This is a genomic window from Pseudomonas sp. PDM27 (assembly GCF_019219205.1).
GTDB lineage: Bacteria > Pseudomonadota > Gammaproteobacteria > Pseudomonadales > Pseudomonadaceae > Aquipseudomonas > Aquipseudomonas laurylsulfatiphila.
This window is the reverse complement of sequence record NZ_JAHUWF010000007.1, coordinates 260,741-283,270: the sequence shown is the minus strand read 5'-3', so window position 1 is coordinate 283,270 and position 22,530 is coordinate 260,741. Positions and strand designations below refer to the sequence as shown.

The window sequence follows — 22,530 nt, the reverse complement described above, 5'->3', positions numbered from 1 at the left end:
ACAGACTCTCCGGAAAATAGTGGCGGGGGTTACTTGAAAACCCGACCGTCTTGAAAGGAATCAGGGTTGGTCTTGATGACTTTGCCGGGGTTGCCCACAACCACCGCATAATCCGGAACATCCTTGGTGACGACCGCGCCTGCGCCGATCGTCGCCCAGCGCCCGATACGCGTGCGCGGCAGGATGCTGGCGTTGGTGCCGATGAACGTGCCGTCGCCGATCTCGCAGCAACCGGAAACGCTCACCCCATGCGCAATGAACACCGAGTTGCCGACGTGGCTTTCATGGGCAATCAATGCGCCCATGTGAATGCTGCTGTTATCGCCGATCGACACCTCCGCCTGCAGAATCACGCCTTCTTGCAGGTAGTTGCCAACACCCATGCGGGTCATGGTCAGGTCGATCGCGGGGTGCAGGAAATTACCCAACTGGCCACCCGCCTCGACGATCTGGCAGGTCGTTTGATAGCGAGTGGTCGTGCTGCCGGTGATCAGGTTGACGAACCGCACGTCATCGCCCTTGAGCTCTGCGACGCGATCGAGCCCGCCCACCACGGGAATACCGTAGAACAAGGTGCCCTGCTTGGCCGGATCGTTGTCCAGGAAGGCAAATTCCTGGTTTGGCACGGATCGTTGTACCGCTTGGATCATGCGGATCGTTTCAGGATTGGCCGCGCCCAGTAGATAGACTTTCACAGTTGCCCCTTGTGCTTGAGAACATCGCGCACCACTTCGATGACCCGATGCTGATCAGCATCCGTCATGTCGTGATAGCTCGGCAGGTTGATTGCTCGTCCCGGCAACGCAAAGGCCACCGGCGTGTTGACAGATACGTCCTGGAACATCGGCAACGACGACAGCGGCCAGAAAAACACCCGGGCATCGATATTGGCCGCCTGGAAGGCCGCGATCAGCTCTTCGCGAGTGATCCCGGTGGCTTCATCGAATACCACCGTGGGCATCCAGTTGCCGTTTTGTGAATGCCCGGGCTGCGGATTCATCGACACGCCCGGCAAGTGCGCGAGCGCTTGGGCGTAGTGGTCGAAGATCGCGCGCTTGCGCTCGATCAACTGGTCTACCCGTTCGATCTGGGCGCATCCGACGGCCGCCTGAAGGTTGCTCATCTTGTACTTGTAGCCGATGAAATCCGGCCAGAACTGACGTGTGCTGCCGGCGACACGGCCGTGGTTGGACAGGGTCAGCACGCGCTCATACAACGCCTTGTCCGAACAGACGAAAATCCCGCCCTCGCCGGTGGTCATGGTCTTGGTGCCGTGAAACGAAAAGGCGCCAAAGGCCCCCAGCGAACCGGCAGGTCGGCCACGCCATTGCGAGCCGATGGCTTCGGCGGCGTCTTCGATCACCGGCAGGTTGAATTCCCGACCGATCTCCAGCAGCGCGTCCATGTCACACAGGTTGCCATAGATGTGCACCGCGAGAATGGCCTTGGTCCGCGGGGTGATCGCGCGACGCACCTGCTGCGGGTCCAGGCACCAGCTGTCAGGCAACACATCGACGAACACCGGAGTCGCGCCCAGGTAAGTGATCGGTGCCGCCGACGCGATCCAGTTGGTATTGGCCAGGATCACTTCGTCACCCGCACCGATGCCCAACGCCGCCATGCCCATGTGCAGGGCACCGGTGCAGCTGGAGGTGGCGATCGCATAGGGCACGCCCATGTGCTGCGCGAAAGCCTGTTCAAAACGCGTGATGTATTCGTAGCAACGCTCTCCCCAACCGTTCTGCACGGCATCGAGGACGTACTGCGCTTCCAGCTCACCGACACTGGGTTTGGTGTAATGAATTCGGCTCATCGAATGATCAACTCGGGAATGGCAATGACAAAACGACCGTCCCATGCGCGAATGCCGGCAAAGGCCTGGGTGATCTCATCCAGCAGGTTCCACGGCAGCACCAGCACGTAGTCCGGCTTTTCGATGTCGATCTGTGCTGGCGATACGATCGGAATGCGGCTGCCGGGCAGGTACTTGCCTTGCTTGTGTGGGTTGGCATCGGCAACCCAGGCCAACAGGTCCGGCTTGACCCCGGCGTAGTTGAGCAGGGTGTTGCCCTTGGCGGCGGCGCCGTAGCCGACCACGCGCTTGCCATCGGCCTTGGCCTGCAACAAAAAGCGCAGCAGGCCGTGCTTGATGCGCTCGGCGGCGGGGGCCAGGGTCGTGTAGTACTCCGGGGTTTGCACACCGGCGGCGAGTTCGGCCTGCAGTTGTTGCCGGACCGCCGGTTGCACTTCGCGACGCTCGCCATCCAGTCGCTGCACGAACACCCGCAGCGAACCGCCATGGGTCGAGAGCTGGCTGACGTCGAACACTTGCAGGCCATTGCGCTCGCACAAGGTCTGCACAGCGGTCAGCGACAGGTAGGAATAGTGTTCGTGGTACAGCGTGTCGAACTGCTGGCCGGCCATCAGCGTCAGCAACTGCGGGAATTCGAAGGTCGCCACGCCCGTCGGTTTGAGCAGGGTTGCGAAACCGCACAGAAAATCGTTGATGTCCGGGACGTGGGCCAACACGTTGTTGGCGGCCATCAGGTCGGCGCCCCAGCCTTCGCTTTTCAACTGTTCGGCGCTGTCGCGACCGAAAAACAGTTCGCGGATCTCCAGGCCTTTTTCCCGCGCCGCTTGCGCGGTGCTGCGGGTCGGCTCTACGCCCAGGCAAGGGATGCCGCGCCGGGCCACGTACTGCAACAGGTAACCGTCATTGGCCGCGACTTCCACCACGCGACTGTCGGCGGTCAGGCCGAAGCGCTCGACCATCTCGGCCACATAGCGTTCGGCATGGGCCAGCCAGGTGCTGGAGAACGAACTGAAGTAGGCGTACTCGGCATCGAACAGGCGGTCGGCGCTGGTGTAGTCCTCGGTTTGCACCAACCAGCACTGCTGGCACACGGCAACCTTCAATGGCACCCATTGCTCGGCCTGCTCCAACTGATCGACACGCACGTAGGCATTGGACGGCGGCGAGGTGCCCAGGTCGATCAGCGGCAGGGTCAGCGCAGTCGCGCAACCACGGCAGTTCATAGAGGCACTCCGGCAAAGTGTTCATCGAGCAGCGGATGACTGGCATCGCGCACCGACAGATTATTGACAGGCAACGGCCAGGCAATCGCCAGCCGTGGATCGAGCACCGACAACCCGCCTTCATGTTCCGGCGTGTAGTCGTTGCTGTGCAGGTAAAGCAGCTCGGCGTCGGCGCTCAGGGTCTGGAAGCCGTGGGCGAACCCGGCCGGAATCAACAGGCTGCGGCCATCGCCGGCACGCAGGTGTTCGGCGTGCCAGTGCAGGAAGGTTTCGGAGTCGGGACGCAAATCCACCGCGACATCCCAGACTTCACCACGCAGGCAGGTGATCAACTTGGCTTCCGGCGCGCGCTCGCTCTGGTAATGCAGGCCACGCACGCTGCCGCGTTCGCGGGTGCAGGAATGATTGATCTGGCGGATATGAAACGCCTGGCCAAACGCACTCAGGCTGCCCTCGCAAAACAACCGGGAAAAGTGCCCGCGCCCGTCCTCGAAGCGTTTGTGCTGCACACTGAACAAACCGCTCAGTGGCAACGCCTTCAGCAGAAACTCACTCACAGCGCGCCTCGGTACAGGTTCAATTGCGCCAGGCTGATGGTGCGCATGTCATCGCCGTTCTGCCATGCCAGATGCCAATCCAGGGTCTGGGTCAGGCACTGCTGCAACGACCAGCGCGGTTGCCAGCCGAGCAATTGACGGGCGCGGCTGCTGTCCAGGCGCAACAGGCCGGCCTCGTGCATATCGCTCGGTTCGATGCGTAGCCCGCGTGCTTGCGGCCAACGGCTGGCGAGCAGTTCGACCACTTCACCGACGCTGCACATGTCCGCTTCACCGGGCCCGAAATTCCAGGCACCGGCGAATTTCGGGCCTTGCTCATACAGTCCGGCAGCCAATTGCAGATAGCCGGCCAGGGGTTCCAGCGCGTGTTGCCACGGGCGCACCGCCTGCGGATAACGCAAGGTCACGGGCTCGTCCGCCGACCACGCCCGCAGCACATCTGGAATCAACCGCTCCGGGGCGAAATCGCCGCCACCGAGCACGTTGCCGGCACGGGCCGTGGCCAACGCCAGGCCATGTTCGGCATGCTTTTCAGGGGCAAAGAACGAGGCGGCGTAGGACTGCGCCAGCAATTCGCAACACGCCTTGCTGCTGCTGTAGGGATCGTGCCCGCCCAACGCTTCGTTTTCGCGGTACGGCCACAGCCACTCCTGATTGGCGTAGACCTTGTCGGTGGTCACCAGCACGCAGGCGCGCACGCCGCCGACCTGACGGATCGCTTCGAGCAGGTTGAGGGTGCCCATGACGTTGCTGGAGTACGTGCCCAACGGGTCGCGGTAACCTTCGCGCACCAGCGGTTGTGCTGCCAGGTGCAGGACGATTTCCGGCTGGGTCTCGGCGATCAGTTCCAGCAACGCGCCCAGGTCACGCAAGTCACCGCGCTGATCATTGATGCCTTCGTGAACGCGAGCCAGTTCGAACAGGCTCGGCTCGGTGGACGGGTCGAGGGAAAACCCGCTGACCTCGGCACCCAGGCTTTGCAGCCACAACGTCAGCCAACTGCCCTTGAACCCGGTGTGGCCGGTGACCAGCACTCGCTTGCCGCGCCAGAATTGCGGGCTCAGTCCCATTGCTTCCATGGGGCCTCCCCGCTCTGCCACAAGGCCTCGAGGTGGTTCTTGTCGCGCAGGGTGTCCATCGGTTGCCAGAAACCGTCGTGCTGGAACGCCATGAGCTCGCCGCGCGCAGCCAGGCCATCCAGCGGGCCGGATTCCCACGAGGTGTCGTCGCCGTCGATCAACGGCAGCACCTTGGGCGACAGGACAAAGAACCCGCCGTTGATCCAGCCACCGTCGCCGCGAGGTTTTTCGGTGAAACCCAGGACCTTGTCGCCATCGCGGTTGAGCGCACCATAGCGGCCAGGTGGCTGTACTGCTGTGACAGTCGCCATTTTTCCGTGCTTGAGATGGAAATCCACCAGGGCACCGATGTTAAGGTCCGACACGCCGTCTCCATAGGTAAAGCAGAAGGCCTGTTCGTCTTCGAGGTAGCGGCGGGCGCGGCGCAAACGGCCGCCGGTCATGGTCTCTTCGCCAGTGTCGATCAGCGTGACGCGCCATGGCTCGCTGTAGTTCTGGTGAACATCCATGCGGTTGTTGCGCATGTCGAACGTGACGTCGGAGGTGTGCAGAAAATAGTTGGCGAAAAAGTCCTTGATCGCATAGCCCTTGTAGCCAAGGCAGATCACAAAATCGTGGATTCCGTGAGCGGAGTACTGTTTCATGATGTGCCAGAGAATTGGCTTGCCGCCGACCTCGATCATCGGCTTGGGCTTGAGGTGTGACTCCTCGCTGATGCGCGTACCCAGGCCACCCGCCAAAATAACTGCCTTCATCCCCTTTCCCTCTTGTTCGTCACAGGGCTCAGCCAAGCTGTATCAAGCTTTTGCGGGCCATCTGGGTTAAACCTGCCGCCGTTCAGCGCACATCCGGACTCACCGGAAGTGCTCGTTTTATGGCGATATGAGGGGGACTTGCAGGAAACGCGCCAGCTCCTTCAATCCGCTACCGGGCTTGCTGGCGATGGAGTCCACTGTGCCGCGTTCATCCTGTTCACCCGCGTTATCGTTGACGACCATCGCTGCGATGCGGCGACCCGACAAGCCAGCTCCCACAAAGGACCGTGCCCACACCGAAACTGTAGGAGCCAGCCTTGCTGGCGATGGACTCACGTGCGCCGCGTTCATCCAGGTCACACGCGTTATCGTTAACGACCATCGCTGGCAGGCCAGCTCCTACAAGGGACCGTGCCCACGCTGGGAAACTGTAGGAGCCAGCCTTGCTGGCGATGGACTCAAGTGCGCCGCGTTCATCCAGGTCACACGCGTTATCGTTGACGACCATCGCTGGCAGGCCAGCTCCTACAGGGGACCGTGCTCACGCTGGGAAACTGTAGGAACCAGCCTTGCTGGCGATGGACTCACGTGCGCCGCGTTCATCCCGTTCACTCGCGTTATCGTTAACGACCATCGCTGGCAGGCCAGCTCCTACAAGGGACCGTGCCCACGCTGGGAAACTGTAGGAGCCAGCCTTGCTGGCGATGGACTCAAGTGCGCCGCGTTCATCCAGGTCACACGCGTTATCGTTGACGGCCATCGCTGGCAGGCCAGCTCCTACAGGGGAGCGCGTCCGGGGCGAAAATGATGGGATCTCCAAACCCGTGAAAGCGGCAAAAAAAAGGCAGGCGACTCGACGTCGCCTGCCTGGTCTGGAGCGATGCGCGAACGGTCAGTCCGCCAGCCAGCCATTTTCCCAGTAGCGCAAATTGTCGCCGCGCAGCACGTAGTCGCGCAGCACGATCTCGCGCAACTCGTCGCCCATGCGATAGCTGGCATCCGGATCGGCCAGGTGCATGCGGATCGCCTGCAGCCACTCATCCGTGGAATTGGTCTTGATCCGGGTGCACGGCAGGTAGCCGCGATAGGCCTCGGTGTCGGTGCAGATCACCGGGTAGCCGCAAGCGCCGTACTCCAGCAAGCGCAGGTTGCTCTTGCAGTCGTTGAAGATGTGGAATTCCAGCGGCGCCAACGCCAGATCCAGGTTCAGGCTGGCCAGCTTGGCCGGGTACACGTCCAGCCCGATCACGCCATGGAACTCATGCATGTACGGGCGCAGATCGTCCGGGCACATGCCGAAGAACACCCAGTCGACTTCATTGGCCAGTTCGCGGACCACATCGGCGATCACCGCCAGGTCACCGTGGTGGCTGGTGCCACCACCCCAGCCGACCCGAGGTTTTTTCGAGGTGCGGCGCTGACTGCGCAGGTCGGTCCACAAGTGCGACGCCAACATGTTGGGTACCACGCGAATGTCGTGATGCATGTCCGACAGCGCGTTGCCCAGCGACTCGGTGGAGACCACCACGCGATCGCACATGCCGATGGCGCGCCGGACCAGCTTCTCCATTTCGTCCTTGCCCGGCATGTTGCGGATATGCGCATTGCGGTGCGGGACGTTGATCACGAAGTCATCCAGCTCATAGATGCGCCGTGCGCTGGAATACTTTTGCAGACTCGGGATTTCGTTGATCGGACCTTCGGAATAGCGCCCCTGCAGGATGATCACGTCAGGCGAATGGCGTTCGACTTCGATGATGGTCGGCAGGTTGTAATGGATGCGCCCGTGCGCCCGACCAGCCGCCTCGAGCTCGATCAGCGGTTGCGTGACCCGGTAATGGCCGATGGCGGATGCGTTGACCGGCAACGCGAGAATCTTCGGCAAGTGCGCCTTGGAAAACGGGCTCCAGCCGGATCGCAGGCCGGGCTCGAGACTGAAGCTCGCCCCGCCCAACCCTTGCAACGCCAGGTTGGTGTTGTAGGCCGGATCACGGGCCACGATCGGCAGCCAGCGCTTATAGAATACTTCCTGCTCCTGTTCGGCCCGGGCCTGATCACCTTCCTGCGCAACCGCAGCCGGTTGCGCGCCCAATGCCACTTGAGCGTGAGGCGTCCAGACCACCAGATAACCTTCCTGGCCGACGCGCAGACACAGGTCCACTTCGTTGAGGGACTGCGCCAGGCCCTGCTCATCCAGGCCACCGACCGCATCAAAAACCGCCTTGCGCACCATCAGGCAATCGCCGCCGACGGCACTGTAATTGTGAGCGACCTGCAAGCGGTACATGTAGCCCGCCGCATGCAGCGTCTCACCATGGAACGGCACGCCGGCCGGCCCTTGCAACCCGAGGATCAGGCCGGCATGCAGCACGCGGCCATCGGGGTTGAACAGCTTGGCCCCGACCACGCCGACTTCCGGACGCTGCGCATGATTGAGCAACTCGCCCAGCCATTGCGCCTGGGTAATCACCGTGTAGGGATTGAGCATCAAGACGTATTCGCCAGCCGCCTGCTGCACGGCGAAATTGCGCACCGCTGCCGCATTGCCTTGCCACTCACAGCGCAGCACCCGTATCCGGTCGCTGCCCAATTGCGCCATGCCGGCGAACCACTCAAGCGCCTCTGCGCCCTGGCTGCCATTGTCGACCAACAGCAACTCGTATTCGCCGTAGGCGGTCTTCTCCAGCAGGTTCTCGACACAGCGTTGCAGCGCCAGGGTCTGGTCCTTGCTGACGATCACGATCGACACCAGCGGTCGATCCGCATGCAGGTAATCGACCCGGTTGAGCAACGGCGAACTGCCCTGGCGAATGTCGTGGGCGACACCCAGGCGATGCAAGTGTGCCTCCAGCAGGCGCGGATTGGTGTCCACCACGTCCGGCAGCGACAGCCATTTGGCCAAATCGAATGCCGACTCCAGCAGCACCTCGCAAACGTGCCCGATCACCTGGGTGCCGGTACTTTCAACCATTCGCCACAAGACATCGTGAGGTGCCAGTTCGCCGTAGGTCGAATCGAAACCACCGAGCGCCAGGAACTGCTCGCGCTCGAACGCCAGCGCTCGTCCCACGTAGGGGTAGCTGCGCATCAGATCGAGGTTGAAGTCCGGTTTGAATGCAGGCTCGGCCGACTCGCCCTGATGCAGCCCGCCTTCGTCGCTGTACAGGCAGGTCAACCCGGGCGACAGCGCAATTCGTTCAGCCATGACCAGCAAGGCCGGCGCCACCAGACGATCACCGGCACGCAGCAGATAGAACCAGTCAGCGCCTTCCAGTTGTGGCAACAGTTCGTTGACCTGTTGCTGCCAGTCGTCCTGCAACGGCAAGCGGAACACACGCTCGTCCAGCCGGGCGTCAGTACAGGATGCCGACAGCACCAGCGTCAGTTCAGGGGCGTAATCCTGGTCCGCCAGTGACTGCAGGGTGAGCTCCAGCGCCGAACGACTGCCTTGCTCATCGATGATGATCGGCACGATTTTGGGTCGGGTTGGCCAGGCTTCCAGCGTGTCCGGCAGCAGTTCGCGCTGACCGTCAGTGAGCGTGCGACACGCCAGCCACTGGGCATACAACTGGGCGAAACTGACACTGGCGATGCCGACGTGCCAATCCTGGGTGGTCTGCTTTGTACCCAGGGTCCGGCTCAGCGGCAACTCTTCCCAAACCCGCGGCACCTCGTTCACCTGGGTCAGCGGTACATAGCGCACCCACCCCTGAGCCGGTGCGGATTCGCCACCACGGGCCTTGAGCATTTGCGACAGCCATTGCCGCTCGGTTTCGGCCGCGTCCTTCATCGATTGCTGGCCGCTCAAACGCTCCGGGTACAAGCGTTCGACGCCGAGCACGTGATTGGACACCGCCAGATTGCCGCGCCGCATCAGGCAGACGTACAAGGCGAAATCGAGGGTCGCGACAAAGCAATTGCCGGGCTGAGTCAGCGCCGGGAACAGTTCGAGCACGTCAGCCCGACGGAACATCGCGTTGCTGAAACCACCGAGGATGTTGACCGGGAAGTTTTCGAAGATCGCCAGCAAGTCCTCGCCCTTGAACACCCCGCCCACCGGGGAAAGCGGAGTGTTTTCCAGGCGCGAAGGCAGCGGCATGTCATCGGCATCCCAGAGCAGCCGCTGGGCCACCACCAGATTGACGTCAGCGCTGTCGATGAGCGCCTGGGCCTGAACCTCGATGCAGGCCGAGAACAACTGGTCATCATCACAAAGAAACTTGATGTACTCGCCTTGCGCCTGCTCCAGGCACGCCTGAAGGTTGCCCACCAGGCCCAGGGTTCGCGGATTTCGCACGTAGCGTACGGCCGCGCCCTGCTCAACCGTCGAAGCCACGATCTCTTCGATCTCATGACCGCGACTGTCATCGCAAACGATGATCTCTAGATTGCCGTAGCTCTGGCTCACAGCCGTGTGCAACGCACGACCGAAAAAGCGTGGATTGAAGGCGGGAATGACCAGGCTGACAAGCGGAAGTGAATTCACGGCGGGCTCACAGGCGGTGCGAGCCCGCCCTGAAAAGCGAGCCCTTTGTTACCGCAAAAAAGACGATAAATACTCAAGGGGCAAGGCAAGCGGGCGCCTGCGCGCCCGAGCACCGTCAGATCTTGTTGAACAGGCCCAGCTGGGAGATCTTGCTGAACGCCAGCTGTGCAGCCTGCAACATGGTCTGCTGCAAGGTCAGGCGGGTCATGACTTCAGCCGGGTCCGAATCGCGAATCGACGACTGGCTCGCGGAGTTCGCCAGGGTCAGGCTTTCGTTGGTCGCGGTCTGGTTATCCAGCGCCTGACCGCGCGCACCGATGGTGGTGATGGCCGAGCCGATCTGGTTGGCCGCACTGTCGATGTTGCCCATTCCCGATTCCATGGCGCCGAGAAACTTCTGCTTGGCCACCGCGTCGCCGTCGATTGGCGTGTTCAGCGCAGTCATCATCTGGCCGAGGGTGTCGAGCACGTTCTGGGTCTGATGGTTGTTGGACTGAATCACGAACTGGTCGCCGGACGTCGGAGCGCCACCGCCCAGGGCAAAGGTCACGCCCGCGGCGGTCGCATTGCCGCCGGATACGGTGCCCGACGACACAGGCTTGCTGTCGGCGGTGATCGGCGCCGCATACAGGTCGAAAGCGGTGGCGCTGGTGAACTTGAGGATCGCCCCGCCCGACGGGAAGGCGTTGGTGTACGCCGTCGGGTCCGTCACGCTGGAACCGGTGATGACCGCGGTCGACGCGTTCCCGGCGCTGCGCGACGTGTTGAAGGTGTCCGACGTGGAGGACAGGTTGAAACTGTGACCGGCGATCACCGCATCCGGGTTGGTATCACCGGACTTGAGGTTGATGTTCAGCTTCAGGTCAATGCCACGGAAACTCACCGTCTGGTTGGCCCCGTTGGCGTTGCTGATGACACCGTTCTGGCTGGCTTCGGCGGTCACGTCGTTACCCAGCGAGTCGGTGATCTTCAGCTGGGTGCTGCTGAGGAAGCTGACGGTGTAGGGCTGGCCGCCGGTGAATTTCGCGTTGTAGGTGGAGCTGGTGCCGACCGTGCCGTTGGACAGCACCACGCGCCCGTCATCCACCGCCGGAGCGGTCAGGGTGGTCTGGGTGCGATTGGTATTGATGGTCTGCTGGAAAGCATCCCAGCCAGTGGTGTTGGTCCCGACCGTCATGCCATCGCCAATGCCGAGGTCGACGGTGGTCTGGTCGCCGTTGTAGCTGTAGGTGCCGTCCGAGTTCTGCGAGTAAGGCGCGGTGTCGGTTTTCGAACCGGAGAACAGGTAGTTGCCGTTCGCGTCCTTGGCGTTCATCAGGCCCAGCACTTGTTGCTGGATCTGCCCCAGCTCCGACGCATAAGCCTTGCGGTCCGCGTCGGTGGCAATGCCGTTGCTGGCGGCGAGGGCCAATTCCTTGGCGCGCTGCAAGGCCGTACCGATGGCGTTGAGCGTCGTTTCCTGCAGGCTCAACGCATTCTTGGTGCTGCTGATGTTGGTGCCGTACTGATCAAGCATCGCGCTCTGCTGACCCAGTTGCAGCAAACGACCGGCACCGATCGGATCATCGGCGGCAGTATTGATGCGGGTCAGGCTGCTGGCTTCATTACTGGTCGCGATGGCCTTGTTGAAGTTGCGCTGGTAATTGGCAGCGGTGATTTCGTAATACTGGGCGGTGGAAATGCGCATGAATTACGACTCCTTAAAGGCTGTTGATCAGCGTGGTGAAAATTTCCTGCGCAGCCTTGATGATCTGCGAAGACGCGGTGTAGTACTGCTGGTACTTGACCAGGTTGCCGGTTTCTTCGTCCAGGTCTACCCCGGAATTCGAATCCCGTGCCCCTTTGGCATTGGCCAGGATCGCCGTGGTGGCTTCGCTGTCGGACTTGCCCTGGGCAGCCTTGGCGCCGACGTTGGTCACCAGCTTGTTGTAGGCGTCGGTCAGGCTGATGCCCTTGCTCGCCGTGCCGGTGTCTACGGTCTGTTTGGTTTGCAATCCGACCAGCGCCTGGGCGTTGCGGTTGTCCGAAGACGCCGCGCCGGTCAGGTTGATGGTGAAGCTTTCACCGCTGGCCGGCGTGGCGCCGACCGTGGTCTGCACGGTGAAGGTCTTCTGCACGGCCGGCGTGACACTGGTGTCCATGACCGGCGCACCACTGGCATCGACCATGCCCACTTTCAGGTTCAAGGTGTTGCTCTGGCCGGGAACGATGGTGCCGGTGCCGATCGAGTTACCCTTGGCATCGACCATGTTGTAGCTCTGGCTACCGCCACTGGCGCCGCCGAAAACCAGTTTGACCGGCGTCGAGTACTTGAGCGCGGTCTGCATTTCCGCCTGGGCCGCCGGGTTGTAGATGTCGAGGGTGCTGGTCAGCGTCGGCTGGGTGTAGGTGCCGGTGTTGTTGGCACTGGTCACGCCGGTCAGGGGGGCTGCGGCCGCGATTTTTTTCGGGTCGGTGAGCACGGTCTGGATACCGGCCGCCGCGCCGCGGGTCGGTGTCACTTTGAACGAATCGCCGGCGCTCAGCGCACCGCCGTTCAGGTTCAGGCTGAAGCCGTCGATCACCGGAGCCGGGGTCGTGGTGGTGCTGAAGGCCCCCATGTCGGTGCCGTCCGAGCGCTTGACGGTGTAGTTGGTCGCGCTGGTGAACGTCACCTGATAGTCGCTGGTGGTCAGCTTGCCGGTGTCCTTGATGGTGACATCCAGGTTGCCGGAGCCGGCACTGTTGCCCGCCGCCGCAATGCTGCGCTGACTGATCAGCGCGGCACTGTTGATGTTGCTGAAGATCGCCGCGCCGAAATCACCGTTCTTGTCGATGCCCTGCGCCTGCTGGCGATTGATCTGGTCCGCCACCACCAGTGCCACGCGCCCCAGCTCATTGAGCGACGGGTCGAGCACTTCCTTGCGGTAGGTCAGCAGGCCACCGATTTCACCGCCGCTGACCACCGAGGTCACGTCGATGGTGCTGGAGCCACGGTTGAGCTGCAGCGCCATGCGCGATGGATCTTCCTTGCCCGGCACGGTTTGCAGGGTGTTGGTGGTGTTGCCGACCACCAGTGGCTGACCGCTGCCGATGTAGACGTCGTAGCTGTTGCCGCGCTCGACCACCTGGGTGCCGACCAGTGCGGACAGTTGGCGCACGGCTTCGGTGCGTGCGTCCAGCAGGTCGTTCGGCTGGCTGCTGCCGGTGGAGAGCTCGGAAATTTTCTGGTTGAGCGTGGCGATCGTGGTGGACAGCTTGTTCACCTGATCCGCCATGTCACCGAGGCTGCCGTTCAGGTTGGTGTTCTGATCGTTCAACTGCTTGGCAATCGAATTGAAGCGCGCGGACAAGGCCTGGGCACCGGTCAGCACCGACTGGCGCGAGGTGTCGTCGGTGGCCGAGGTCGAAACGCCCTGCATCGAGGTGAAGAACTTTTGCAGTACACCGGTCAGCCCGGTGTTGCTATCGGAAAGCGTGGCGTCCAGCGGAGTGGCCTGGGCGTTGTACGACGCCGCCTCACTGTCGAGCGAGGTGGCGGTACGCAGCTGCGAATCGAGATAGGAGTTGTACACGCGGCGCACATCGGCCAGCGTCGTGCCGGTGCCGATGAACACGTTGCCGTACTGAATCGAGCCTTTGGTGCCCTGCACAGTTTGCTGGCGCGAGTACCCGGCGGTGTCGACGTTGGCAATGTTGTTGCCGGTCGTGACCAACGAGTTATGGCCAGCACTGAGCCCCGACATCCCGATATTGAGCAAACTCATGTTTCAGACCTTATACCTTGTGCCTATAAAGGCGTGGTGGAAACGCCCGCCGCAGCGTAGTTCTGGTAACTCGTCATCTGCTTGGCTATCTGCGAAATCTTGCTCGCGTAGTCCGGGTCGGTTGCGTAACCGGCCTTCTGCAACTCGCGTACAAACTGTTCTGGGTTATCGGCCGACTTCACGACATCTTGATAGCGATTATTGGTCTGCAGCAAAGTCACAAGGTCATGGAAACTGTCCTTGTAGGAGTCGTAGGAACGGAACTCGGCCGTCTCCTTGACCATCTGCCCGTCTCTGAATTCGCTGGTGATCGCCCGCGCCGAACCGCCCTGCCAACTGCTGCCGGCCTTGATGCCGAACAGGTTGTGGCTGCTGCTGCCGTCCTGAGCCCGCATGACCGACTTGCCCCAGCCGGTTTCCAGGGCCGCCTGGGCCACCAGGTAACGCGGATCGACGCCAATCCGCGCCGCCGCCTCCTTGGCCATCGGCAACATGGTGTTGACGAACTGGTCGGCGGAACTGAAGGCTTTCTTCGGGGGCGCCAGCGGAATCTGCGCCATGGCGCGACCGTAGATCTGCATGCCGCCCGAGGAGGATTGCTGCGCAGTCGCCAGCCAGTCGCCGTTGTACAGTGGCCCCGAGCCGGTGCTCGTGGCGCGCTCCAGCGGCTGCGTGCGGTTGATCGTCGTGGCAGCGGTCGTCGCCGAAGGCACCAGCCCGGCCAACAGACGATCAGCCAGTTTCGGCGGCAATGCCAGGCGTCGCTGATTGATCAGCGCCATGTCATTGCGATGACCACCCTCACCCGCCTCCTGCGGCGCATGGACCGAGCGCGAAGCCCACAACGGACGCTGGCCATTGACCCGCGACAGCGGCCCATTGATTGCCACCGTACCGGCCGCCACCGGCGTTTGCACGGCGGCTTTCGCGGCCTCTTGCTTGGCCAGAGACGCTGCGGCGGCTTCACCCGGCGCCAGCGGTTTGTTCTTCGACATCTGGCGCATCAACACGTCAGCCAGGCCGATACCACCGCCCTCGCGGGACATGGAAACGGCCAGTTGCTGGTCGTACATTTCCTGATATTGCTTGGCCGCCGGGGTGTTCATCGGATTGTCCTGGCCCAGCGCGTCAGTGGCCGAACGCATGGACTTGAGCATTTCCCCGATGAACAGCGACTCGAACTCCTGCGCCACCTTGCGCAGGTTGCCGTCGCTGTTCTTGTCGCCGACCTTGAGCTGATTCAGACGATTGAGGTCCGAGTAGGAACCCGAATCGCTGCTGCTGACCAGACCGCTCTTGCGCATATCCACGATGGCCGTCCTCAGATCACGATCAGGTCGGCTTGCAGGGCGCCGGCCTGCTTCAGCGCTTCGAGGATGGCCATCAGGTCACCCGGTGCCGCGCCGACCTGATTCACCGCCCGCACGATCTCGTCGAGGGTGGTGCCAGGGCCGAACTTGAACATCGGCTTGGCTTCCTGCTGGGCATTGACCTGCGAACGCGGCACCACCGCCGTCGTGCCATTGGACAGAGGGCCGGGCTGGCTGACGATCGGGTCTTCGGTGATGGTCACGGTCAGGCTGCCATGGGTCACGGCGGCCGGGGAAACCTTGACGTTCTGGCCGATCACGATGGTGCCGGTACGGGAGTTGATGATGACTTTCGCCACCGCCTGGCCCGGATCGATCTCGAGGTTTTCCAGGATCGACAGGTAGTCGACCCGCTGGCTTGGATCGAGCGGCGCGGTGACGCGAATTGAACCGCCGTCGATGGCCTGGGCCACGCCAGGGCCGAGCATGTTGTTGATCTTGTCGACGATGCGCTTGGCCGTGGTGAAGTCGGAACGGTTGAGGTTCAGCGTCAGGCTGTTGCCCTGGTTGAAACCGCTCGGCACCGCGCGCTCCACCGATGCACCACCGGGGATGCGGCCGGCCGACGGAACGTTGACGGTGATCTTCGAGCCGTCGCGCCCTTCCGCATCGAAACCGCCAACCACCAGGTTGCCCTGGGCCACCGCATAGACGTTGCCGTCGATCCCCTTGAGTGGCGTCAGCAGCAAGGTACCGCCGCGCAAGCTCTTGGAGTTGCCGATGGAGGAAACAGTGATGTCGACCTGCTGCCCCGGCTTGGCAAACGCCGGCAGGTCAGCGCTGATCGACACGGCCGCCACGTTCTTCAACTGCACGTTGCCCGAACCCGGCGGCACCTTGATGCCGAACTGCGAGAGCATGTTGTTGAAGGTCTGCAGGGTGAACGGGGTCTGCGTCGTTTGGTCGCCGGTGCCGTTAAGCCCGACCACCAGGCCGTAGCCGATCAACTGGTTGGAACGCACGCCGGAAATACTGGCGATGTCCTTCAGGCGCTCGGCTTGAGCATTGAAGGCTGCCGACAGCATCAGGGCGGCCACCATAAGGTGTTTGAAGTTCAACATGCTCAACTGGAAAGCCACCTAGAAAGGGAACAGCGGGCTGAGGAAGAAACGGTCGAACCAGCCTGGCTGACTCGCATCGGCAAACGAACCGGTGCCCGAGTAGGTGATGCGTGCATCGGCGACACGGGTCGACGACACGGTGTTGTCGGTCGAGATGTCATCGGCGCGAACCAGGCCGGCGATCCGCACCAGCTCATCGCCGGTATTGAGGGTCATCCACTTCTCGCCGCGCACCGCGATGATGCCGTTGGGCAACACATCGGCAACGGTCACGGTGATCGAACCGGTCAGGGTGTTGCCCTGCGCCGCCTTGCTGTCACCCTTGGTCGCGCGGTCACCTTCGTAGCTGGCACTCAGGCTCAGGTCGCCATCGCCGAACGGGTTGTTGGTGGTGGCGCTGCTGCCGAACAGCGAACTCAGGCCGATGTTGGCCTTGCTGTTCTTGCCGATTTGCGAGTTGGCGTTTTTGCTGGCCTGGGTCCTTTCGTTCAGGGTGATGGTGATGATGTCACCGACCCGGAACGCCTTGCGGTCGCTGTAGAGGTTCTGTTCGAAACCGGCCTGATAGATCGAGCCGTTGTTCGCGGCCGCCGGCAACGGCGTGCGCGGCAACACCGGAGCGTAGTAAGGGTCATTGGGCTTGGGCGTCGAAGGCACGCAACCTGCGAGCGCGGCGATCCCACTCAGTGCCAGAACAGATACATAGCGATTCATGACCCTACCTCACGGTGTTGCAGGCAGCCTCATGGCCGCCCCATAGACTTGATTACAGATTCTGCGTTACGAACGAGAGCATCTGGTCGGCGGTGGAGATCACCTTGGAGTTCATCTCGTAGGCGCGCTGGGTGGTGATCATGTTGACCATCTCCTCAACGGTGCTGACGTTGGACGTTTCCAGGGTGTTCTGCAGCGTGGTGCCGAAACCGTTCAGGCCCGGTGTGCCGACTTGCGGCGCGCCACTGGCGGCGGTTTCCAGGAACAGGTTGTTGCCCACTGCCTGCAGGCCGGCCGGGTTGATGAAGTCGGCGGTCTGCAGGTTGCCGATCACCTGGGCAGCCGGGTTGCCGGCAACGGTGATGGACACGGTGCCGTCGCGGCCGACGGTGAAGGTCTGCGCGTCGTTCGGAATGACAATCGCCGGCTCCAGGGCAAAGCCGCTGGCATTGACGATCTGGCCGTTGGAGTCCAGGTGGAAGGTACCGTCACGGGTGTAGGACGTGGTGCCGTCCGGTTGCAGGATCTGGAAGAAACCGCGACCGTCGATGGCCATGTCCAGTGGCTGCTCGGTGGTTTGCAGGCTGCCGGCGGTGAAGTTCTTCTGGGTGCCGACGATGCGCACACCGGTACCCAGTTGCAGACCCGACGGCAGTTCGCTGTCCTGGGTCGACTGGGCACCTGGCTGACGCTTGATCTGGTAGAGCAGGTCCTGGAACTCGGCGCGGTCACGTTTGAAACCCGTGGTCGACACGTTCGCCAGGTTGTTGGAAATGGTGGTCAGGTTGGTGTCCTGGGCGGACAGACCTGTTTTGGCAACCCATAGAGCCGGAAGCATTCGATTCTCCTCGTGCGCCTGTTTTACGGCGCGACGTTCTGGTAATTAGCTGATCTGCAAGACCCGAGCCATGGCCTGGTCATCGTCTTTGGCGGTGTTCATCATCTTGATGTGCAGCTCGAACTGCTTGGACAAGGCCAGTACCGAGGTCATCTCTTCCACGGCATTGACGTTGCTCGACTCGAGGAACCCGGACACCAGCTTGACGTCGGCATCGGCCTGCGCCGGCTTGCCGTCCTTGGTGTGAATCGAACCATCCAGGCCCTTGGTCATGTTCTTCAGGTCCGGGTTGACCAGCTTGATACGGTCCACTTCAGCCATCACCCGCGGACCTTCGCCCATCGCGCGGATGCTGATCGTGCCGTCCTCGCCGACTTCGATCTGCTGCTCCGGCGGCACGGCAATCGGCCCGCCATTGCCCATGACCGGCATGCCGTTGCCGGCACGCAGCACGCCCAGGGCGTCAACGTTCAGGCTGCCGGTGCGCACGTAGCTTTCACCGCCATCGGGATTCTGTACGGCAATCCAGCCGCCGCCTTGCACGGCAACGTCGAGGTCGCGGCCGGTTTCCGCCAGTGAGCCCGGGGAGAAATCCGTGGCCGGGCGTTCGGACATGGCAAACGCACGCGCCGGAAAGCTGTCACCGAACACCGGCATCGAACGGGCCTGCTCCAGGTCTTTCTGGAAGCCGTTGGTGGAGATGTTCGCGAGGTTGTTGGCATGCGCCTTTTGCGCCAGTGCATTCTGGCTGGCGCCGGTCATTGCCACATAAAGGTACTTGTCCACACTCTTTCCTCTGCCTGCCGGACGTTTGCCGCCCACTGCTGTGTTGCGCAGGCTGTAGCAATTTGCAGACCAACTTGTGCGCAGCAGCTCCAACCCCCATGAAACCGGGGGTTGGAGGCCAATCAGAAGGGAAACGGACAATGTATCGAAGACGAAAAACCGGCGCAGTTATGCCGCTTGGAGGCAACGCCGTGAAAAGCCGGCTACCAGCCTTTCACACCACTCATGTCGGGCAATTTGTGGGCAATGCCTTTATGGCAGTCGATGCAGGTTGCCTGTCCGCTGGCCAATGAGGTGGAGTGCATGTTGGTGGCGCGCTTGCCCTGCCGCGTGAAGTCCATGAACTCGAAGTTGTGGCAGTTGCGACACTCCCGGGAATCGTTGGCCTTGAGCCGTGCCCACTCGTGTTCGGCCAGCTCCCGACGCATGCCCAGAAACTTGTCCCGGGTACTGATAGTGCCGAACAGCTTGCCCCAGACCTCCTTGGAGGCCTGCATCTTGCGGGCGATCTTGTGGGTCCACTCGTGGGGGACGTGGCAGTCCGGGCACGTGGCGCGCACGCCCGAGCGATTGGTGTAGTGAATGGTTTCCTGCAACTCGACAAAAACGTTGTCGCGCATTTCATGGCAGGACGTGCAGAACTTCTCGGTGTTGGTCGCTTCCAGCGCGGTGTTGAACCCACCCCAGAAAATCACCCCGGCGATAAATCCGCCGAGGGTCAGGAAGCCCAGGCTGTAATGCACGCTGGGCCGACGCAGTACACTCCAATAATCCTTGAGCAAGGCAAGCAAAGATTTCATGGCCTCTCCTCAAGGTTTCGGCTGGCGGTTGATTTCGTCTTGCAGCACCTGGTCGATGTTCTTGAAGCTGTTGTTCACCAGTGGCTTCACATCTTTTTGCGGTACGTGACACTGATTGCAGAAGTACCGGCGCGGCGACACCGCCGCCAATGCCTGGCCGTCACGGTCCATGTAGTGCGTGATGCTGATCATCGGCGCCTGGGTGCGCGCACTGTTGGCGCGACTGTGGCAGGTCAGGCACTTGTTGCTGTTCATGTCGATGACATACCCGCGAATACTGTGGGGAATGGTGGGCGGTTGGTCGGGATAATTACGTTCACGCTTGAGGTCCTTGTTCTCGTCTTCCGCGATGGGCGGTGCCGGCAGCTCCTGAGTCAAGGTCCCGCCGACTCGCCGCCCATCCGGTGCCGGCGCATCCAGTGGGTACCCGGGTTCTGCCGCAAATGCCATGGGCAGCCACACCAGCAGAGCGGCAAGCAGGGACAGCACACGATAATTCATGAAAGCGCTCCTTATGCCGTCTTGATCAACTCAATCCTGATCGCGCATTTTTTGTAATCGGTCTGCTTGGAGATGGGGTCCGTCGCATCAAGCGTGACTTTATTGATCAGCCTGTTGGCATCGAAAAACGGCACGAACACCAGGCCTTGAGGCGGCTTGTTGCGCCCTCGGGTTTCAATCCGTGCACGCATCTCGCCGCGTCGACTGATCAGCTTCACTTCACTGCCACGTCGGGCATTCAGGGCCTTGGCGTCGGCCGGGTGCATGTAGACCAACGCATCGGGGACTGCTTTATAGAGTTCTTCGACGCGCTGGGTCATGGTCCCTGTGTGCCAATGCTCAAGCACCCGTCCGGTGCTCAACCAGAACGGAAAGTCCGCGTCCGGGGCTTCCGCAGGCGGCTCGTAAGGCAGCGCGAAAATGATCGCTTTCTTGTCGGGGTAGCCGTAGAACTGCACACCACTGCCCTTCTCGACATAGGGGTCGTAACCTTCGCGGAAGCGCCACAGCGTTTCCTTGCCTTCGACGACGGGCCAGCGCAACCCACGCTCGGAGTGATAACGATCAAAGGGCGCCAGGTCATGACCATGTCCACGGCCGAACTGGGCATATTCTTCGAACAGGCCTTTTTGCAGGTAGAAACCGAAATCCCGGGCCTCGTCGTTCTGATAGCCCTCAGCCAGTTGCTCAGCGGGGAATTGATCGACCTGGCCATTCTTGAACAACACCTCATACAGGGTCTTGCCCTTGTACTGCGGTGAACTCTCCAATAGTTCTGCCGGCCAGACTTCGTCGGTTGTAAAGCGCTTGGAAAATTCGACTAATTGCCAGAGGTCCGACTTGGCGTCACCCGGTGCCGAGACCAATTGATGCCAGAACTGCGTACGCCGCTCCGCATTGCCGTAAGCCCCCTCTTTTTCGACCCACATGGCCGTGGGCAAGATCAGATCCGCTGCCTGCGCCGAAACGGTGGGATACACATCCGACACCACCACGAAGTTCTCGGGATTACGCCACCCCGGCAACACTTCCTGCATGATATTGGGCCCGGCCTGCATGTTGTTGCTGGCCATCGTCCAATACACATTGAGCACGCCATCCTTGAGCATGCGGCTCTGCTGCACGGCGTGGAACCCGACTTTTTCTTTGATGGTGCCCGCTGGCAATTTCCAGATTTTTTCCGCCGTGGCGCGGTGCGCTGGATTGGTCACCACCAGGTCGGCCGGCAAGCGATGGGAGAACGTACCCACTTCTCGCGCCGTGCCGCAGGCCGAAGGCTGGCCCGTCAGGGAGAAAGGACTGTTGCCCGGCTCGCTGATTTTCCCGGTCAGCAGGTGGATGTTGTAGATCAGGTTGTTCGCCCACACACCCCGGGTGTGCTGGTTGAAGCCCATGGTCCAGAACGAAACCACCTTGCGCTTGGGGTCGGCGTACAGTTCAGCCAATGCCTTGAGGCGCTCGGCCGGCACCCCGGTTTCCTTTGCGGTGCGTTCCAGGGTGTAGGGTTTGACGAAAGCGGCGAATTGCTCGAAGTCGATGTCGGTCCAGGTGTTTGCCTTGTCGGCATTCTTGGCCTTCATCTCCAGCGGATTATCGGGACGCAAACCGTAGCCGATGTCATCGGTGCCTTTGGCGAATCGGGTGTGTTTGCTGACGAAGTCTTTGTTGACCGAACCGCTTTCAATGATGTGGTTGGCGATGTAGTTGAGAATGAGCAAGTCAGTCTGCGGCTTGAACACCATCGGAATGTCGGCCAGTTCAAAACTGCGATGTTCAAAAGTGGAAAGTACGGCCACCTTCACATTCGGCTGACTTAAACGGCGATCAGTGACCCGACTCCAAAGAATCGGGTGCATTTCCGCCATGTTTGAACCCCACAAGACGAATGCATCGGTGACTTCGATATCGTCGTAACAGCCCATCGGCTCATCGATACCAAAAGTGCGCATGAACCCCATGACCGCCGAAGCCATGCAATGGCGCGCATTGGGGTCGATGTTGTTCGAACGGAACCCTGCCTTCATCAACTTGTTGGCCGCGTACCCTTCCCAGATCGTCCACTGCCCGGAGCCGAACATGGCGACAGATTCCCCGCCCTTGTTCTTCAGCGCTTCCTTGTACTTCAACTCCATCACATCGAACGCCTGTTTCCAGGACACCGGTTGAAACTCGCCTTGTTTGTCATATTGCCCGTTGGTCATGCGCAACAGCGGCTGCGTCAGGCGATCAACGCCGTACATGATCTTGGATAAAAAGTAGCCTTTGACACAGTTCAACCCGCGATTGACCTCGGCTTTCACATCGCCGTGAGTGGCAACAACCCTGTTGTCCTTGGTCGCCACCATGACGCTGCAACCGGTACCGCAAAAACGACAGGGCGCCTTGTTCCAGTTCAGGGAAACCATGTCCTGTTCGGTAATCAGGTTGCTGGCCGAGGTAAACACCGGGAGCCCCGCAGCCGCAGCCGCGATACCGGCTGCCTGGGCTTTGACAAACTCTCGCCGAGTCATAGGCATGTGCTTTCTCCCGTTACATCGAGAATCTCGTGATAAACCAAAGCGGCATTGAGCACGCCCGGCAAGCGATTGATCTGATCGATTCGCTGAAGAATCTGGCTTTCGTGATCGGTTTCCAGCACAACCACTAACTTGCCGGCGGGGCTTTCCTGATGAAGCTCAACGCCCGTAAGCAAACGCAGGTTGGCTTTGACCGCCTCGAACAAGGCAGGACGGGCATGAACCACCAGACTGGCAATGTGCAGCGTCTTTTCCACGACCCGTACTCCCTGCTGAGTTAGAGAT

The 22,530-nt window shown here is 61.4% G+C and carries 18 protein-coding genes; all 18 read right to left on the bottom strand.

Translation table 11 applies throughout. From position 1 onward, the window contains the following. Nucleotides 1-29: 29 nt before the first annotated feature. The 18 genes from KW838_RS16900 to KW838_RS16815 all read right to left on the bottom strand — a co-directional run bounded on the left by KW838_RS16900 (nt 30) and on the right by KW838_RS16815 (nt 22,502). Complete coding sequence (locus KW838_RS16900; protein ID WP_102699450.1) at nt 30-695, bottom strand: NeuD/PglB/VioB family sugar acetyltransferase; 666 nt, start codon at nt 693-695, stop codon at nt 30-32. Beyond that, nucleotides 692-1,813, bottom strand: a complete 1,122-nt coding sequence (locus KW838_RS16895; RefSeq protein WP_218501857.1) for a DegT/DnrJ/EryC1/StrS aminotransferase family protein — start codon at nt 1,811-1,813, stop codon at nt 692-694. The genes KW838_RS16900 and KW838_RS16895 overlap by 4 nt, the downstream gene beginning before the upstream one ends. Continuing rightward, nucleotides 1,810-3,036 carry a class I SAM-dependent methyltransferase gene (locus KW838_RS16890; RefSeq protein WP_218501855.1) on the bottom strand — a complete coding sequence of 409 codons (1,227 nt, stop codon included), beginning with the start codon at nt 3,034-3,036 and terminating at the stop codon, nt 1,810-1,812. Before KW838_RS16890 ends, KW838_RS16895 begins: the two co-directional genes overlap by 4 nt. Beyond that, a complete protein-coding gene (locus KW838_RS16885) occupies nt 3,033-3,593 on the bottom strand; it encodes a dTDP-4-dehydrorhamnose 3,5-epimerase (protein ID WP_218501853.1) in 561 nt (186 codons plus the stop codon). Before KW838_RS16885 ends, KW838_RS16890 begins: the two co-directional genes overlap by 4 nt. Continuing rightward, nucleotides 3,590-4,672 carry a CDP-glucose 4,6-dehydratase gene (gene rfbG, locus KW838_RS16880; RefSeq protein ID WP_218501851.1) on the bottom strand — a complete coding sequence of 361 codons (1,083 nt, stop codon included), beginning with the start codon at nt 4,670-4,672 and terminating at the stop codon, nt 3,590-3,592. The genes KW838_RS16885 and rfbG overlap by 4 nt, the downstream gene beginning before the upstream one ends. After that, entirely contained in the window at nt 4,654-5,427 is a 774-nt protein-coding gene (gene rfbF, locus KW838_RS16875) for a glucose-1-phosphate cytidylyltransferase (protein ID WP_218501847.1), read from the bottom strand. The genes rfbG and rfbF overlap by 19 nt, the downstream gene beginning before the upstream one ends. A gap of 892 nt (nt 5,428-6,319) precedes the next feature. After that, entirely contained in the window at nt 6,320-9,913 is a 3,594-nt protein-coding gene (locus KW838_RS16870) for a glycosyltransferase (protein ID WP_218501845.1), read from the bottom strand. Between the two features lie 115 nt (nt 9,914-10,028). Next, on the bottom strand, nt 10,029-11,600 hold the full coding sequence (locus tag KW838_RS16865; protein WP_218501843.1) for a flagellar hook-associated protein 3: 1,572 nt from the start codon (nt 11,598-11,600) through the stop codon (nt 10,029-10,031). A gap of 13 nt (nt 11,601-11,613) precedes the next feature. After that, a complete protein-coding gene (gene flgK / locus KW838_RS16860; protein ID WP_102699457.1) occupies nt 11,614-13,659 on the bottom strand; it encodes a flagellar hook-associated protein FlgK in 2,046 nt (681 codons plus the stop codon). A gap of 23 nt (nt 13,660-13,682) precedes the next feature. Further along, nucleotides 13,683-14,969, bottom strand: coding sequence for a flagellar assembly peptidoglycan hydrolase FlgJ (flgJ, locus tag KW838_RS16855; protein WP_218501841.1), 1,287 nt, complete (start codon nt 14,967-14,969; stop codon nt 13,683-13,685). 11 nt (nt 14,970-14,980) lie between these two features. Next, complete coding sequence (locus tag KW838_RS16850; protein WP_218501892.1) at nt 14,981-16,090, bottom strand: flagellar basal body P-ring protein FlgI; 1,110 nt, start codon at nt 16,088-16,090, stop codon at nt 14,981-14,983. Between the two features lie 18 nt (nt 16,091-16,108). Then, nucleotides 16,109-16,804 (bottom strand): flagellar basal body L-ring protein FlgH, encoded by a 696-nt coding sequence (flgH, locus tag KW838_RS16845; protein ID WP_102699460.1) that lies wholly within the window; start codon nt 16,802-16,804, stop codon nt 16,109-16,111. Between the two features lie 52 nt (nt 16,805-16,856). After that, nucleotides 16,857-17,642 carry a flagellar basal-body rod protein FlgG gene (gene flgG / locus KW838_RS16840; RefSeq protein ID WP_007975316.1) on the bottom strand — a complete coding sequence of 262 codons (786 nt, stop codon included), beginning with the start codon at nt 17,640-17,642 and terminating at the stop codon, nt 16,857-16,859. Between the two features lie 45 nt (nt 17,643-17,687). Continuing rightward, nucleotides 17,688-18,428, bottom strand: a complete 741-nt coding sequence (locus tag KW838_RS16835; protein ID WP_218501839.1) for a flagellar basal body rod protein FlgF — start codon at nt 18,426-18,428, stop codon at nt 17,688-17,690. A gap of 203 nt (nt 18,429-18,631) precedes the next feature. After that, nucleotides 18,632-19,228: a cytochrome c3 family protein gene (locus tag KW838_RS16830; RefSeq protein ID WP_218501837.1), complete on the bottom strand. Its 597-nt coding sequence runs from the start codon at nt 19,226-19,228 to the stop codon at nt 18,632-18,634. Nucleotides 19,229-19,237: 9 nt separating this feature from the next. Continuing rightward, nucleotides 19,238-19,717 carry a nitrate reductase cytochrome c-type subunit gene (locus KW838_RS16825; protein WP_218501890.1) on the bottom strand — a complete coding sequence of 160 codons (480 nt, stop codon included), beginning with the start codon at nt 19,715-19,717 and terminating at the stop codon, nt 19,238-19,240. 23 nt (nt 19,718-19,740) lie between these two features. Continuing rightward, nucleotides 19,741-22,245 (bottom strand): nitrate reductase catalytic subunit NapA, encoded by a 2,505-nt coding sequence (gene napA / locus KW838_RS16820; protein ID WP_218475396.1) that lies wholly within the window; start codon nt 22,243-22,245, stop codon nt 19,741-19,743. Then, nucleotides 22,236-22,502, bottom strand: coding sequence for a chaperone NapD (locus KW838_RS16815; RefSeq protein WP_095058996.1), 267 nt, complete (start codon nt 22,500-22,502; stop codon nt 22,236-22,238). Before KW838_RS16815 ends, napA begins: the two co-directional genes overlap by 10 nt. Nucleotides 22,503-22,530 lie beyond the last annotated feature (28 nt).